The sequence below is a fragment of the Streptomyces sp. NPDC045968 genome, from assembly GCF_056430475.1.
Genome location: NZ_JBWKLF010000002.1, coordinates 403,485 through 419,805, shown reverse-complemented (window position 1 = coordinate 419,805; position 16,321 = coordinate 403,485). Strand labels below are relative to the sequence as shown.

Genomic DNA, 16,321 nt, shown 5'->3' with positions numbered 1-16,321 from the left:
AATGAGGACACCATGAGATGGAAGCCAACAGGCCGACGGCTGATCACCGGTCTGGTCATGGCCGGCCTGATCGCCGTCGGACTCGTTCCGGCCACGGCCCACGCCGCCGCCGAACCGGGTCCCGATCTCGCGCTCGGCAGACCGGCGACCGCGAGCGCGTCCCACGGCAGCTACCCCGCGGGCAACGTCACCGACGGCAGCCAGCAGTCGTACTGGGAAGGCCCGGTGAACGCCTTCCCGCAGTGGGTGCAGGTCGACCTCGGCAGCCGCACCGCCATCAACCGGGTGACCCTGAAGTTACCCACCACCTGGGAGGCCCGCGGCCAGACGCTCAGCGTCCAGGGCAGCACCGACGGAAGCGCGTTCACCGCACTGTCCGCCTCCGCCGCCCGGACCTTCACGCCCGCCGCCGCCAACACCGTCACCCTCGACTTCCCGAGCACGCAAGCCCGGTACGTACGCGTCCAGGTGAGCGCCAACACCGGGTGGAACGCCGCGCAGCTCTCCGCGCTGGAGATCTACGGAGAGGGCGGTGATCCGGGGACTCCGCCGGCCGACGGGACCAATCTGGCGCGCAACAAGCCGATCGAGGCGTCCTCGACGACCCAGACGTACGTCGCCGCCCACGCCAACGACGACAGCGTCACCACCTACTGGGAGTCGGCCGGTACCCCCGCGACCCTCACGGTGCACCTCGGGTCCGACGCGGACGTCGAGGCCGTCGTCGTCAAACTGAACCCCGATGCGGCGTGGGGGCCCAGGACCCAGGCGATCCAGGTCCTCGGACGTGCCCAGTCGGGCTCCGCCTTCACCTCCCTGCGGGACCGGGCCGACTACGCGTTCAGCCCCTCCGGCAACCGGAACACCGTCACGATCCCCGTCACGGGCCGCGTCGCCGACCTCCGGCTCGCCTTCTCCTCCAACACCGGCGCACCGGGCGCCCAGGTCGCCGAACTCCAGGTCGTCGGCACCGCGGCACCCAACCCCGATCTGACCCTGACCGACCTGACATGGACTCCCGCCGACCCGTCCGCGAACGACGACGTCACGGTCCGGGCCACCGTCCGCAACTCCGGCACGGCGGCCTCCGCCGCCTCCACGGTGGCCGTGAGCGTCGAAGGTGCCGTGGCCGGCAGCGCCGCCGTGGGCGCACTGTCCGCGGGCGCCTCCGCGACGGTCCCGGTCGGCATCGGCCGGCGTCCCATGGGTACGTACACCGTGTCGGCCGTCGTCGACCCGGACAACACCGTCGTCGAGCAGGACGACACCAACAACAGCAGGACCGCCGCCACCCGACTGACCGTCGGCCGGAGCCCCGGACCCGACCTGGAGGCCCGCTCGGTCACCACCCACCCGGCCAACCCCACCGTCGGCGCCGCCGTCACCTTCACCGTGGCGGTGCGCAACAGCGGAACCACGGGCGTCCCCGCCGGCACGGTCACCCGGCTCACCGCCGGAACCACCACGCTGAACGGCGCCACGGGCGCGATCGCCGCCGGACAGACGGTCGACGTGCCCATCTCCGGCAGCTGGACGGCGACCAGCGGCGGCGCCACGCTCACCGCCACCGCCGACGCGACCAAGATCGTCACCGAGACCGACGAGAACAACAACGTGTTCGCACGCTCGGTCGTCGTCGGACGCGGCGCGGCCGTGCCCTACACCGAGTACGAGGCGGAGGACGCCCGGTATCAGGGCACCCTGCTGACCGCCGACCGGAAGCGCACCTTCGGCCACACCAACTTCGCCACCGAGTCCTCCGGCCGCAAGTCGGTCCGGCTCGACGCGGCCGGCCAGTTCGTGGAGTTCACCTCCACCACCGCGGCCAACTCCCTCGTCGTCCGCAACTCCATCCCCGACGCCCCGGCCGGTGGCGGCACCGAGGCCACGATCAGTCTGTACGTGGACGGCTCCTTCAGCCGGAAGCTGACGCTTTCCTCCAAGCACAGCTGGCTGTACGGCAACACCGACAGCCCCGAGGGACTGACGAACCAGCCCCAGACCGACGCCCGCCGGCTCTTCGACGAGTCCCACGCCCTGCTGTCCCAGTCCTATCCGCCGGGTACGAAGTTCCGGCTCCAGCGCGACGCGGGCGACACCGCGGCGTTCTACATCCTCGACCTGATCGACCTGGAGCAGGTGGCCCCGCCGGCCGCCCAGCCCGCCGGGTGCACCTCGATCACCGCCTACGGCGCCGTGCCCAACGACGGCATCGACGACACGGACGCCCTCCAGCGTGCGGTGACGGCGGACCAGAAGGGCGAGATCGGCTGCGTGTGGATTCCGGCCGGCCAGTGGCGGCAGGAGCAGAAGATCCTCACCGACGACCCGCTCAACCGGGGCGAGTTCAACCAGGTGGGCATCCGTGACGTGACGATCCGGGGCGCGGGCATGTGGCACTCCCAGCTCTACACGCTCACCCCGCCGCACCAGGCCGGAGGCATCAACCATCCGCACGAGGGCAACTTCGGCTTCGACATCGACCACAACACGCAGATCTCCGACATCGCCATCTTCGGCTCGGGCACCATCCGCGGCGGAGACGGCAACGCCGAGGGCGGTGTCGGCCTCAACGGCAGGTTCGGCAAGGACACCCGGATCAGCAACGTCTGGATCGAGCACGCCAACGTCGGCGTCTGGGCCGGGCGTGACTACTCCAACATCCCCGAGTTGTGGGGCCCCGGCGACGGACTCCGGTTCAGCGGCATGCGCATCCGCAACACCTACGCCGACGGCATCAACTTCGCCAACGGCACCCGGAACTCGACCGTCTTCGACTCGTCCTTCCGCAACACGGGCGACGACGCGCTGGCCGTCTGGGCCAGCCGGTACGTCAAGGATCCGTCCGTGGACATCGGCCACGACAACCACTTCCTGAACAACACCATCCAACTGCCCTGGCGGGCCAACGGCATAGCGGTGTACGGAGGTTACGGCAACACGATCGAGAACAACATCATCTCCGACACGATGAACTACCCGGGCATCATGCTGGCGACCGACCACGATCCGCTGCCCTTCTCCGGGCAGACCCTGATCGCCAACAACGCGCTCCACCGGACCGGCGGCGCCTTCTGGGGAGAGGACCAGGAATTCGGCGCCGTCACGCTCTTCGCCGCGGCCCAGGACATCCCCGGCGTCACGATCCGCGACACCGACATCCACGACTCGACCTACGACGGCATCCAGTTCAAGGGAGGCGGCGGCGCGATGCCCGGAGTCCGGGTCGAGAACGTCCGTATCGACTCATCCGTCAACGGCTCCGGCATCCTCGCCCAGGGCGGGGCACGCGGCAGCGCCACCCTGACGAACGTGACCATCACCGGCTCGGCGGAGGGCAACGTCCTCGTCGAACCGGGCTCCCAGTTCACCGTCAGCGGCTCACCCAACTCCGCACGCTGACACACCCCCTCGGCCCGAGGCGTCCCTGACCGGCACCACGCCGGTCAGGGACGCCTCACTGCGCACCGGTGGAGACCGCTCGCCCCGCCGCCCCCGCCCGGTACTGGCCCGGAGTGGTCCCGAACTCCCGGCTGAAGGCATGGGAGAAGGCGTACGGCGTGCCGTAGCCGACGCGGCGGGCGACGGCGGCCAGAGGGTCCCGGGTGTCGCGGAGCAGGGTGGCGGCGAACGTCAGACGCCACCAGGTGAGGTACGCCATCGGCGGCCGCCCGACCAGAGGGGTGAAGCGCCGTGCCAGGGTGGCGCGGGACACGCCTGCCTCGGCGGCCAGGCGGTCGTTGGTCCAGGGGGCGGCCAGGTCCGAGTGCAGCGCCCGCAGCGCGGCAGCCGCCACCGGGTCGCCCAGTACGGCCGGCCAGACACCGCTCGTGCCCTGGGCCGCCCAGGAACGGATCATGTAGACGAGGAGGAGGTCGAGCAAACTGGGCACCGCGATGCACGCACCTGGCCCCTGTGTGCTGAGCTCATGGCCCAGGAGGCCGACGGCGGCGCGCAGTTCGGGATGGGCGCCCACGCGGTTCGGCAGATGGACGACCTCCGGCAGTTCGGCCATGAGCGGGTGCACGTGAGAGCGGTCGAGCCGGTACTTGCCGCACAGCATCTGCACCTCGCCCGAGGCGGAGGGCGGCCGGCGCGGCGCCCTCTCGTCGAGCCACCGCTCGAAGGGCACCGCCCGCTCCACGGCCGCCGCGTCGACGGGGGCGTCGGCGATCACATGCCCCGTGCCGTGCGGCAGCAGCACCACATCACCCGCGCCGAGCACGACGGGAGGGCCGCCGCCGTCGGGCCGCAACCAGCAGCTGCCCTCCAGCACCACATGGAAGCCCGCACCGTCGTACGGAGGGAGCCGTGCGCACCAGTTCCCGCTCACCCGCACCCGGTTGGAGGAGGGACGCCCGATGCGTACCGCCGCGACCGCGTCGCTCACCACATCCATCGGGCCAGAATACGCAGGGCCTCAGCGATGAGACGGACACGTATCCGGATGAGCCGCACAGGCATTGGGCGGCTCATCTGTCGTGCCTAGAGTCGAGGACATGAAGAGCGAGAGCGGGCAGAGCATCGTGTTCGGTGACGTAGAGGTCATCCGAGTCGTCGAGTGGCAAGGGGCGTTCGCGCCCGCACGCGGCCTGGTACCGGGGTCCACCGCAGAGGTGTGGAAGGGCAACGAGGAGTGGCTGGCGCCGGATCACTGGGAACCGGACGGCGACAGGGCGGTGATGGCGCTGCAGTCGTGGGTGCTGCGCAGCAGCGGACGGACCGTCCTGGTCGATACGGGGGTGGGGAGCGGACGCGAGCGGCCCGGCTCGCCGCACTTCCACCACCGGGAGGGCGATCTCCTGGCTGCGCTGGCGCGGGCCGGAGTCCGGCCGCAGGACGTCGACGTCGTCGTCAACACGCACGTCCACGCCGATCACGTCGGTTGGAACACCGTGGGCGCGGAGGGCGGGTGGGAGCCTGCGTTCCCCAACGCCCAGTACCTCGTTCCGGCCGCGGGCGACCTCTACTTCGGCCCGGACAACGCATACGGGAACGGCCGGACCGAGGACGACAGGCTGGTCTACGAGGACAGCATCGCGCCCGTCCACCGGGCCGGGCAGACCCTCCTGTGGGACGGCACCCACCGCATCGACGAACACCTCACCCTGGAGTCCGCCCCCGGCCACACCCCCGGCTCCTCCGTGCTGCGGCTCGCCTCCGGGAGCGACCGGGCGGTCTTCGTCGGGGACGTCCTGCACAGTCCGGTGCAGATCCTCACCCCCTCCTGCAACAGTTGCTTCTGCCTGGACGCGGAACAGGCAGCGGCCAGCCGCCACCGCATCCTGGAACGAGCGGCTACGGAGAGGGAGTTGGTCATACCCGCACACTTCGGCGGGACCGGCGCCGTCGAAGTCCGCAAGGACGGCAGCGGGTTCACCCTCGGACAGTGGGCCGCCTACGGCACGGAGTAGACCACTGAGTGGGAGGTACGCGCCCGGCGCGGACGGGTCCGCTCCGTCACTCCGGCCAAGAGCCCTGTTCGTGTCCTGCTGAGATGGGGGATTCCCAGGACAGAGGACACGGCCGTCTGTGACGCTCGGAGAAGCCGGAGCGACGGAAGGACTCGAATTGTCGAGCGTGCCGCAGACGGGTGGCACCGCCACCAACCCCGTGGTCCCCGGGTTCCACCCCGATCCCAGTGTCTGCCGCGTCGGCGAGGACTACTACCTCGCCTGCTCCAGCTTCGAGTACTTCCCAGGCGTTCCCCTCTTCCACAGCCGTGACCTGGTGCACTGGACCCAGATCGGCAACGCCCTGGAACGGCCTTCGCAGTTGAGCCTCCCACGGGAGACGCCGTCCTCCGGCGGGATCTACGCCCCCACCCTGCGCCATCACGAGGGCCGGTTCTGGCTGATCACGACGAACGTGAGCGACGGCGGCAACCTGCTGTTCCATGCCACGGACCCGGCCGGACCCTGGTCCGACCCGGTCCGGCTGCCCGGCGTCCAGGGCATCGATCCGGATCTCGCCTGGGACGAGGACGGCACCTGCTGGTGCACCACCGCGGGAGTCGCGCAGATCCGGATCGATCCGTACACGGGGGAGTCCTTCGGCCCGCCGATCCGGCTCTGGTCCGGTGCTCCCGGCGCCAAGGCGCCGGAAGCGCCGCACCTGTACCGGATCGGCGACTACTGGTACCTGCTCATCGCCGAGGGCGGCACCGAGCGCTGCCACGGCGTCTCGATCGCCCGGGGCCGTACGCCCAACGGCCCGTTCGAGCCCTGCCCGGCCAACCCGGTCCTCACGCACCGCGGGACCGACCACCCCATCCAGAACACCGGTCACGCGGACCTGGTCCAGGGCCCCGACGGGTCGTGGTGGATGGTGCTGCTCGGGGTGCGACCGCTCGGCGGCAGCCCCGGCTGGCACGTGCTGGGCAGGGAAACGTTCCTGGCGCCGGTGCACTGGGCCGACGACTGGCCGGTCGTCGGCGACGTGTCACCCGGCATACCCGCACCCCCGTGGCCTCTCCGGCCGGCTGCCGCCGTACCGGCCCGGGACGACTTCGACCTCGGCGAGCTCGCCCCGTACTGGATCTCCCCCCGACACCGCTCAGCCGATGACTGCACCACGGAGGAACGCTCCGGCTGGCTGACCCTGCGTGCCCGCGGCACCTCGCTCGACGCCCCCGACGTGACGTTCGTCGGCCGGCGTCAGCAGCACCTGTCCTGCCGGGTACGCGCCCTGCTGGACCCGGCGGACGGCGCCGGCGGTCTCGCCGTACGTCTCGACGAGCGGCACCACTACGACATCGAGGTGGTGTCCGGCGAGGCGCGCGTGATCGCCCGCGTCGGCCCGCTGCGCACCGTCGTGGCGTCCCGGCCGCTCCCCGCCGGACCCCGGATCCTCCGGGTGGAGGCGATCGCCACCCGGGCCGTCACCGACTCACGCAGCGGTCCCGACACCCTTCTCCTCGGTGTCGAGGAACAGGACGGCACCTTTGCCGAGCTCGCCCGGCTGGAGGGCCGGTACCTGTCCACCGAGGTCGCGGGCGGCTTCACCGGCCGGGTCATCGGGATGTACGCCTCGACCGGCACGGTTCACTTCGACTGGTTCGACTACGAGCCGCAGGATTCCTGAGAGCGTGGGGCCGGCCGGGGTCAGCCCGCCCACGGAGCTTCGATCGCCCACGTGGTGTCGGGCGTGAAGTCGGCCGGGTTGTCCCAGGCATGCGTGCCGCCCGGTGTGGCCAGCCACACCTCCGAGTTGATGTGGCGGAGGTACTGGCCGGGGAAGTTCCAGGCGGAGAGCCGTACACCGCCGCTGCCCTGCACGGCACAGAACGTGGCGTCGGCCTTGAAGAGGGCCGACCCGTCACCGGCCTCCTTGTGGACCCGGAAGTCCCGGTGCCGCAGGTACTGGCCGGGGTAGTTGCGTGATTCGAACGAATAGCAGCCGGTGCCGGCCAGACCGGGGACGATCTTCCAGGTGGCGTCGCTCTTGAGCAGACCGGAGCTGTTCGCGTCGACGACTGCGGTGAAGGCCAGGCCGTCCTGGTGGCGCAGGTACTTGGTGGTGTGGCCCGGCGTGGTGACCCGCAGGGACGTGTGCTGGCCGACGGGGAGAGTGACCGGGGGCGGAGGGTTGCGCGAGGCGTTGACGAGGGCGAGGTTCGCGGCCCTGACCCGGGCGGCGTCGACCTTGACGACCTGCCGGTCGTAGGTCAGAAGCCCGTTGACCTCGTTCTCCACGTCGGTGATCTCGGTGTAGACGGACGCCGAGAGGCCGAAGGGCATCTGGTTCTCCCGCAGCGCGTCGAGAAGCCCGACGAACCGGTTGTTGAGCGCCGTGGCGCTGGGCTGGTCCTCGTAACTGAATCCGCCACCCGGGTACCACTCATGACCCGGCACCCGAAGGCCCAGGCCGCCGAACTCGCCGAGGACGGCAGCCCGGGTGGCGGTCGGTGTGGTGGTGCCCGGACCCACGTAGATGTGGTTGTCGATCACGTCGCCGTTGCCGCCGTCGACGGAACCGCAGCAGTTGACGCCACTCATGTTGTTCACCAGCCGCGAGGGGTCGTACGCCTTGACCTCGTCGGCGATGCGCGCCTGGTCGTACTGGCCCCAGCCCTCGTTCTGGTTGACCCACATCACCACGGACGGCGAACTGCGGTGCTGGTCGATGATGCGGTCGTACTCCGCCTCCCACTGGGTACGCGACGCGCTGTCGGAGGGGGTGTTGTCCATGGACGGCATGTCCTGCCAGACCAGCAGGCCCAGCTTGTCCGCCCAGTAGAACCAGCGCTGCGGCTCCACCTTGATGTGCTTGCGGACCATGTTGAAGCCGAGGTCCTTGTGCGCCTGGAGGTCGTACTTCAGCGCGGCGTCCGTCGGCGCGGTGTAGATGCCGTCCGGCCAGTACCCCTGGTCGAGGGTGCCGGTCTGGAAGACGAACCTGCCGTTGAGCAGGGTGCGTTGTACCCCGTTGACCTTGCCGACGGAGATGGAGCGCATACCCGCGTAGCTGCCGACGGTGTCGACGGTGGCGCTCCCGGAGAGCAGGTCGGCCTTCACGTCGTACAGGAACGGGTCCTCGGGGGACCACAGGTGGGGGTCGGGGACCGGCACCGGGATCTGGCTGCCGACCGGGCCGGTCGCGGTGGCCACGGGGCTGCCGCCGGAGGTCACCGTCACACGCGCGGTGTGGCCGCTGACACCGGCGCCGCGGACGGTGACCTTCAGGGTGCTGTCGGAGAGGCTGGGCACCATGTCGAGCCGCTCGATATGGGCCGAGGAGGTGGGCTCCAGCCACACCGTCTGCCAGATGCCCGACGCGGCGGTGTAGAAGATGCCGCCGCCGGGATGCGGCGCGACATCGCGGATCCGCTGCTTGCCGACAGCCTGGCTGCCCGTCTCGGTGGGGTCGTAGACGGAGACCACTACGGTGTTCGTGCCGCCGTTCAGGAACGGCGTGATGTCGTGGCGGAAGGAGTCGAACCCGCCGCTGTGGACGGCCCCGGCCTGCTGACCGTTGACCCACACCGTCGTACGCCAGTCACTGGCGCCGAAGTTGAGCTGGACGCGACGGCCGTTCCAGGCCGACGGGACGGTGAAGGTGCGCTTGTACCAGAGCTTGTCGTTCTGGGTGATCTTCCGCTGGATGCCCGAGAGCGCCGACTCGGCGGCGAACGGGACACGGATCTGCTCGGGGAACACCGCCGGCGGACCGGCGTCCGCCCCGGTCACGGCGAAGTCCCAGATGCCGTTGAGGTTCGTCCAGTCGGGACGGGTCAGCTGCGGGCGCGGGTACTCGGGCAGCGGGTTGTCGACCGACACCTGGCTGGTCCACGGTGTGGTCATGGGGGAGGGCTTGGGGGTCCAGGCAGCGAGGGGCGCCGCCTGCGCGGTGCCGTCGGTGGCCAGCAGGCCGAAGCACATCAGGACGAGCGCGCTCAGCCACGCCGTCGCGCGGGACCACCGCATTCTGTGGTGCGACGATGGCAGAAGGTGCATCAGGGCTCCTCGGTCTCGGTCGGATGGGGCAGTGCGGGTGCGGAGCAGGTACGAAGGAGTGCGGGGCCGCGCCCGCGCGTCAGCGCAGGCGCCACAGATGGTCGGCGGTGCCGTTGTCGGCGTACTGCACGATGTGGGCGCTGTCGGCCTGGGACATCCCGTCCACGCCCAGCACCTTGCCGCTGTGCCGGTTGCGGATACGGAAGTAGCCGCCCCCGTCGTGCAGCAACCGCCACTGGTGGTCGGGGGTGCCGTTGTCGGCGTACTGCACGACGTGGGCGCTGTCGGCCTGGGACATCCCGTCGACGCCCAGCACCTTGCCGCTGTTGCGGTTGCGGACGCGGTACCAGCCGTCGGCGTCGGGCACGAACGTCCACAGATGGTCGGCGGTGCCGGTGTCGGCGAACTGCACGATCTGCGCGCTGTCCGCCCCCGACATACCGGCCACCGCGAGGACCTTGCCCGAGTGCCGGTTCTCCAGGCGGAGTTCGCCGTCAGGCAGCCATCGCCACAGGTGTCCGGCGGAGCCGTTGTCCGTGTACTGGACGACGGGTGCGCTGTCCGCGCCGGAACCGCCGAGCACCGCCAGCACCTTGCCGCTGTTGCGGTTGCGCAGCCGGAAGAATCCGTCGTCCGTGTCGACCACCTCCCACAGATGGTCTGCGGTGCCGGTGTCACCGAACTGCACCACCCGGGCGTCGTCGTCCTTCGACATCCGGTCGACGCCCAGCACCTTGCCGGAATGGACGTTGCGCACCCGGTACCAGCCGGCACCGTCGTCCACCAGCCGCCACAGGTGGTCGGCGGTCCCCGTGTCACCGAACTGGACCACCTGCGCACTGTCCGCCTGGGACATGCCGTAGACGCCGAGCACCTTCCCACTGGACCGGTTGGCGATCCGGAAGGCCGCACCCGGTACGGACCAGGGGAGCCCGGTGGGCGAGGCGAGCGGAAAGGCGGAGATCCGGAGCCGTGCGGCGCCGAGCGGCACCAGGGTGACGTTCTCCACCACGGCTTCGGAGCGTGCCGGGCTCTGCTGCAGCGGGCTGACGACATGCTGGCTGTCGGCCTGCCACTCGGCGATCCGGCGGGCGGGCGCGGTGATGCGGTACGGGGTGGTGGCGTGGGTGAACGGGTTGGCCGCCAGGGCCCCCGCGGTCGCGGAGAAGGCGAGACCCGCCGTGAGATCACCGGGGTCCAGGGCAAGGCCGTAGTTCCACGGAGTGGTCGCGTGGACGTCGTACTCGGGAAAGCTGTCGCTGCCGCCGGTGCGCGCGTACTCCTCACCGATGCGCAGCGAGTAACTCAGCGGGCCCCGGTCGACGGTGACCGAGCCGCCGTTGGCCGTCCAGGTGCGGACGGCGATGCGCTGCGGCAGCCGGAGCGTGACGGTGTCGCCGGATGACCAGGTGCGCCGTACGACGGTGAACGCCGGACCTGCCGGAGCGCTGGCGGACTGCCCGGCCACGGTCAGCACCGGCTTGTCGCACCAGCCCGGGATACGCAGGGCGAGCGGGAAAGCCACGGGCCCGGGAGTGGTCACGGTGAAGGTGACCGTGTCGCCGAAGGGGTAGTCCGTGTCCTCCCGGACCGTGACCGCGACACCGTCGGCGACCTCGGCGGTGACCGAGCTGGGGGCGTACATCGTGGCGCACAGCCCGTTGTCGGGGGTGGCCGCCCACAGCTCCTGGGCGAACCAGGGCCAGCCCATGCCGTAGTTGTGGGGGCAGCACCGGTACTGGTCGATCCCGGGCCGGTAGGACTGCATCGCGAAGCCGTTCTGGAACTGACCGAGGGACTTCGGCACGTTGTCCAGGTCGACGCTGTTCGCACTGGTCACGTAGTGGACTGCCTTGCCCTGCGGGTCGAGCGAGGGGGGCAGTGAGTTGAAGGCCAGCTCCTCGCAGCGGTCCGCCCACACCGGGTCGCCGGTCAGCCGGGTCAGCAGTTCGTGGCTGGCCATGAACTCGACGACGCCGCACGTCTCGAAGCCCTGCCGGGGATCGGTACGGCCTTCACGGATGTTCTCGTCCCCGGCGAATCCGCCACCGGGGAACTGCCCGTAGCGGCGCATGACGTTCTCGTACGTCGTGTACGTGGCCCGGGTGTCGGCGGACGCTCCGGAGCGCAGGGCGAACTGGGCGGGTTCTCGGAAGCCCTGGGCGATGTTGACGTTGTGCGGGTCGGGCAGGGCGCCGGTCCAGTCGGCGCCATGGGTGTGGATCTTGTCCATGAGCGCGAGGAGGAAGGCGTCGCCGGTCCGGTTGTAGAGCCAGACCGCGGTGTCGAGACCGTCTCCCCAGCGCAGGGAGACCCAGCTCTGGTTGAACGCCGAGGGGCCCTGGGCGTTCATGAAGCGCAGGAAGCGGGTCAGGAAGGGCACGATCACGGTGCCCTGGGTGTGCTCCTGCCAGGAACGCAGTGCCTGGAGCAGCGGCAGGAAGGGCCAGAAGTCGGGACCGCCGCCCAGCGCGGTGCGCAGTGACTCGGGTCCGAAGAAACCGTCCGCCCGCTGGGTCGCGAGGATGCCGTCGATCCAGCGGCGGGAGGTGGCCAAGGCCTCGGGGTCCCGGGTGACGATCGCCAGGTCGACATAGCCGCGCAGCCAGTAGGGCACCTCCTCCCAGCCGGCCCGTTCAGGGTGCACCCAGCCGGAGTCGTCGAAATCGAGGAAGTGCGAGATCTCCTCGAAACGCCCGCACAGGCCGTCGAGTTGCAGACGCAGCTGGCCTGCCAGCCAGCCACGGGGGGTGACGGCGGTGGTCGGGAGTCTGAGCAGAGCGGTGGGCCCAAGAGGCGCCGCGTTGGGGTGGTACCGGCCCCCGGGCGCGGGGCTCAGCCCGGGGGCGGCGGCGTGGGCGGGAGAGGCCGGTGCCAGGCCGAGGCCACCGGCGGCGGCTGTCGTCAAGGCGGCCAGCTGGACGAACTGGCGGCGGCTCAGGGGCATGGAGGTCTCCGTGGGGGGCTGGGATTCGGGCCCGCGCAAGAGGGCGCGCGGTGGCGGAGCCGCGGTGCGGAGGTGGGGGCCGAGACGGGGGGACTCGGATTCCAACGTTGGAAAGAGGTGTCATGCGGAATGACAGCACGCTCTTTCTGGCGTGTCCATGCCTCGCGCAGAGATTCGTCGAGCGCCGAGCGCGACTCAACTGCTCTGTGGGGCCCCGGACTTCACATGGGTCCGGGGCATGACGGCGCGATATGAGCGAGGAAACTGGGTGTGCCCTCCGCGCGCGTGGCAGGGCAGCGGACAGCACCGCGACTGCTGCCATGTGCATGGCAGGGCGGCGGACAGCATCCCCACTGCTGCCAGACGCGCGGCGAGTCGGTCAGGGGACACGACACCTCGACCGACCACGCCCGGTCCGCGGTCCGCAGGCCGCGGACCATATCGTCACGGCTTGAGCGGCCGCACCTTGGTGTCGGTGCCGTTCACCCGCACGGCGACGCTCCCCTGACCGCGTGCCCGGTCGGCCACGATCCGGTAGGACGTCACCTTCCCGTCGCGCCACCGGCAGCTGACCTCGTAGCCGCCGCGGGCGCGGAGCCCCGTGAAGGAGCCCTCGGCCTTCCAGGCGTCCGGGCAGGCGGGCAGGAGGTGGATGACACCGTCGTGGCTCTGGAGGAGCATCTCCGACACGGCACCCGAGATGCCGAAGTTGCCGTCCATCTGGAAGGGCGGGTGGTTGCAGAAGAGATTGGGCAGGGTGTTGTAGGCAAGCAGTCCGCGCAGCATGGTGTGGGCGCGCTGCCCGTCACCCAGCCGGGCGAAGAGCGCGGCTCGCCAGGGCCAGGTCCACGAGCGACGGCTGTCGCCCGACACGGTGCCCGCCGTGAACGGGACACCCTCCTTCTCTCCGCACCGCGCCTTGAGCGAGACGAGCGCGGCGGCAGCGAACGCGGGGGTGCGTGGCGTGATCTGGCGACCGGGGTAGACCGCGAAAAGGTGCGAGGTGTGGCGGTGGATGTCCTTGGGGTCGTCGATGTCCGCCTGCCACTCCTGCAGTTGCCCCCACCGGCCGATCCTGTTCGGCGCCAGGCGGGCCTGCATCTCGGCGACCTTGGCCCGGTAGGCGGGGTCGGTGTTGAGAACCGCCTCGCAGTCGAGGTAGTTCTGGAAGAGGTCCCAGATGATCTGCTGGTCGTACATGACTCCGTCCTCGCGAGGGCCGTGCTCCGGCGACCACCCGTTCGGCGCGACGAGCAGACCGTCCGGCCGCTCCTTGAGCTGGTCTTCCCAGAACTCGCAGATCTCCTTGATCATCGGGTACGCGACGGCGCGGAGATAGCGCTTGTCCTGCGTGAACGCCCAGTGCTCGTAGAGGTGTTGCGCGTACCAGGCGCTGGCTACGGTGTTCCATTCCCACGCGTTGCCGCCGAAGACGCTTTGGCTGGTGCGCGCGGTCCACCCCCGCGTGTCCTGGCCGAAGGCATTGCGCGTCGCTGCGCGGCTGGGCACCGCCACCTGCTCGATGAACCCGACGAGCGCCTCGTGACACTCCGGCAGATTCGTCGTCTCCGCAGCCCAGTAGTTCATCTGTACGTTGATGTTGGTGTGGTAGTCGCAGGCCCAGGGAGGCTGGTTGCTGTTGTTCCACAATCCCTGGAGATTCGCGGGCAGGCCGTTCGCCCGTGAGGAACTGATCAGCAGGTAGCGACCGTAGTCGAACATCGTCTGTTCAAGCGTCGGGTCGTCCCCGCCTGCCGCGTAGCGCTCCAGCCTGGCATCGGTCGGCAGGGCGAGGACGGCATCGCCGGTCGTGCCCCAGCCCACGGACACACGTGACATGAGCGCGCTCATCTCGGCGGTGTGCTCGGTCCGCAGATCGCCGTAAGGCCGCCCGGCCACCGCGGCGAGGGACTGCGCCACGGCCGGCACGGGGTCCTCGCCGCGCCAGCCGGCGGCTGCGTCGAGTGCGTAGTCGGTGCGGGCGTCGAGGAGCAGGGTCAGTGTCGTGCAGCCGTCGAACCGTAGGCGCGACCCCTCGGTGCGGACGCTTCCGTCGGCGTGCACGACCTTGACGGTGCACGCGTACCTGAGGCCGTTGCCCAGGGCGCCGTGGAAGCCGACCTCTCGGGAGACGGCGTCGGCGGTCGACGGTGCTCCGTCCTGCCCGGACGTCAGGGAAACCGTTCCCGTCAGCCCCTGGACGCTGTCGGTGGTGTAGCGGAAGACCATGACGTCCGCGGACCGGCTCGCGAAGGCCTCGCGCAGGACGCGTCCTCCCGGGGTACCGAAGCGCGTGACGTGCATGCCTTCGACCGGGTCGAGCGCGCGCTGATAGTCGATGACCGAGCGCTGCGTACGGGAGTCGAATCCACCGGCGCCCGCGAGGGCGATCTCCGCGATCTGGAAGCCGTCGGAGGACGCGCCGCAGGTGAAGGCGAGCCGGTAGGAGCGGTATGCCGTGGTGTTGGCGAACGCGAACGTACGGTTCTCGCCCCTTCCCGCGAAGGGTGCTCCCGGGCTCCGCTCGTCGAGGACCACCCAGGTGCTCCCGTCCTGGGATGCCTCGAGCGTCCAGCCCAGGGGGTCCTCCTGCGGTGCGTCCGGCGCCGCCGTCAGCGCGTAGGAGGTGACGGCGACCGGGCGTGGCAGATCGGCCTGCCAGACGACCGCCGACGCCGGGGCGTCTACGCGCCACACCGTGGCCGGATCCCGGTCCACCGACCGCGAGAGGTCGGTGGACCGGGACTCGGAACCACCGGAATGCCCGCTCGGCGACGACAGGTACAGGGGGCTGGGCGCGCCGAGGTCGACGCCTGCCAGGCCGATCTCCGCCACTTGGAAGTGGCTCACTCCGTGTGCCGGGACGAAGTCGAACCGGTAGAAGCGGTAGGCCGCGGTGCCGGCGCACACGAACTCCTTCGTCTGGCGCCGGCTTTCGAAGGGGGCTGCCAGTGTCCTCCGGTCCAGCGTCACCCACTCGAATCCGTCGGCGGACCCGGTGAACGTCCACTCCCGTGGGTCCCGCTCGGGCACGTCGTCGGCGCTCGTCAGACGGTAGCTCGCGACCACGACGGGCTCCGGCAGCTCGACCTGCCAGTGCACGGTGGGGCCGGGGTCCACGACGCACCATTTGGTGCCCGGGTCTCCGTCGCACGCCTGGCCGAAGCCCTCCGTCGATGAGGTCTGGTACGGCCCGCCCGGCGCCGTCACCTTCGGTCCGGGCGCGAAGGAGACGACGACGTCACCGAAGGTGCGGTACGAGCCGAAACCGGTCATGCCGGTGTCGAAGGCGTCGTCGGGCACACCGGCGAGGGCGTTGTCGTAGTTGTTGCGACCGCCCCACAGGCTCTGCTCGTTGAACTGGACGCGTTCCTCGTCGGGGCCGGCGAAGAGCATCGCCCCGAGTCGTCCGTTGCCGATCGGCAGGGCCTGTGACTGCCAGTCGGCGGCAGGGGCGAGATACCGAAGGGCCTTGCGCGACAGGGACGGCCACCGCACCGCGGCCGGCACGAGACCGGCTTCCGGGGCGGCACCGAGGGCCTGTGCCGCGGGTGTCCCGCCGACCAGCTGACTGATCACAGGCGTGAGCGCGAGGGCGCCGCCGAGCTTGAGGATGTTCCGTCGCTGCGGTCCGTCTTCGGTGGTCAAGGCGAGGCCTCCCGAGCTGATTGATCGGCTCTTTGATGCGGTTGATCACGGCAGCACTGGCTCTTTTGGTGGGTCAACGCCATCTTTGCGGGCAAGGCATCCGATGTCTAGGCCCCTGCATCCGTGAGGCGCTCGAAGCCCTCATGGGCGGGCGCGACCTGGCCCGGACGCTCCTCCGCGGGCTCCCTCAAGCGGTGGGTGTGAGTGTGACCTTGCCGTCGGCCGAGTGTCGGGTATCGCGTGGGGTGCCCCGGCCCGGCGGGTTCGAACG

7 protein-coding genes are annotated in these 16,321 nt (G+C 70.4%); 3 read left to right on the top strand and 4 right to left on the bottom strand.

What is annotated here, in order from left to right; translation table 11 throughout:
* The first annotated feature begins 12 nt into the window (after nucleotides 1-12).
* Nucleotides 13-3,402: a CARDB domain-containing protein gene (locus tag AC07FA_RS07495; protein ID WP_479073768.1), complete on the top strand. Its 3,390-nt coding sequence runs from the start codon at nucleotides 13-15 to the stop codon at nucleotides 3,400-3,402.
* A 55-nt stretch (nucleotides 3,403-3,457) separates the two neighbouring features.
* Here the strand turns inward: AC07FA_RS07495 and AC07FA_RS07490 are convergent, their stop codons facing one another.
* Entirely contained in the window at nucleotides 3,458-4,399 is a 942-nt protein-coding gene (locus AC07FA_RS07490) for an AraC family transcriptional regulator (protein ID WP_479073767.1), read from the bottom strand.
* Nucleotides 4,400-4,499: 100 nt separating this feature from the next.
* Here AC07FA_RS07490 and AC07FA_RS07485 point away from each other — a divergent pair, with 100 nt between their 5' ends.
* On the top strand, nucleotides 4,500-5,414 hold the full coding sequence (locus tag AC07FA_RS07485) for an MBL fold metallo-hydrolase (RefSeq protein WP_479073766.1): 915 nt from the start codon (nucleotides 4,500-4,502) through the stop codon (nucleotides 5,412-5,414).
* Between the two features lie 157 nt (nucleotides 5,415-5,571).
* The gene (locus AC07FA_RS07480; protein WP_479074252.1) at nucleotides 5,572-7,083 is read left to right on the top strand and encodes a glycoside hydrolase family 43 protein; all 1,512 of its coding nucleotides are present in this window, start codon (nucleotides 5,572-5,574) and stop codon (nucleotides 7,081-7,083) included.
* Nucleotides 7,084-7,103: 20 nt separating this feature from the next.
* On the opposite strand, the gene AC07FA_RS07475 is transcribed toward AC07FA_RS07480, so the two are convergent.
* The 3 genes from AC07FA_RS07475 to AC07FA_RS07465 form a co-directional block, all read right to left on the bottom strand.
* Entirely contained in the window at nucleotides 7,104-9,380 is a 2,277-nt protein-coding gene (locus AC07FA_RS07475; RefSeq protein WP_479074251.1) for an AbfB domain-containing protein, read from the bottom strand.
* Between the two features lie 154 nt (nucleotides 9,381-9,534).
* Entirely contained in the window at nucleotides 9,535-12,402 is a 2,868-nt protein-coding gene (locus AC07FA_RS07470) for an RICIN domain-containing protein (RefSeq protein ID WP_479073765.1), read from the bottom strand.
* Between the two features lie 444 nt (nucleotides 12,403-12,846).
* Nucleotides 12,847-16,050, bottom strand: coding sequence for a glycosyl hydrolase family 95 catalytic domain-containing protein (locus tag AC07FA_RS07465; RefSeq protein WP_479073764.1), 3,204 nt, complete (start codon nucleotides 16,048-16,050; stop codon nucleotides 12,847-12,849).
* Between the last annotated feature and the right edge of the window lie 271 nt (nucleotides 16,051-16,321).

Excerpts from the sequence above, each read along its gene's own strand:
- AC07FA_RS07490 (WP_479073767.1), bottom strand. The coding sequence starts at position 4,399 with ATGGATGTGGTGAGCGACGCGGTCGCGGCGGTACGCATCGGGCGTCCC.
- AC07FA_RS07475 (WP_479074251.1), bottom strand. The coding sequence starts at position 9,380 with ATGTGCTTCGGCCTGCTGGCCACCGACGGCACCGCGCAGGCGGCGCCC.
- AC07FA_RS07495 (WP_479073768.1), top strand. The coding sequence starts at position 13 with ATGAGATGGAAGCCAACAGGCCGACGGCTGATCACCGGTCTGGTCATG.
- AC07FA_RS07485 (WP_479073766.1), top strand. The coding sequence starts at position 4,500 with ATGAAGAGCGAGAGCGGGCAGAGCATCGTGTTCGGTGACGTAGAGGTC.
- AC07FA_RS07470 (WP_479073765.1), bottom strand. The coding sequence starts at position 12,402 with ATGCCCCTGAGCCGCCGCCAGTTCGTCCAGCTGGCCGCCTTGACGACA.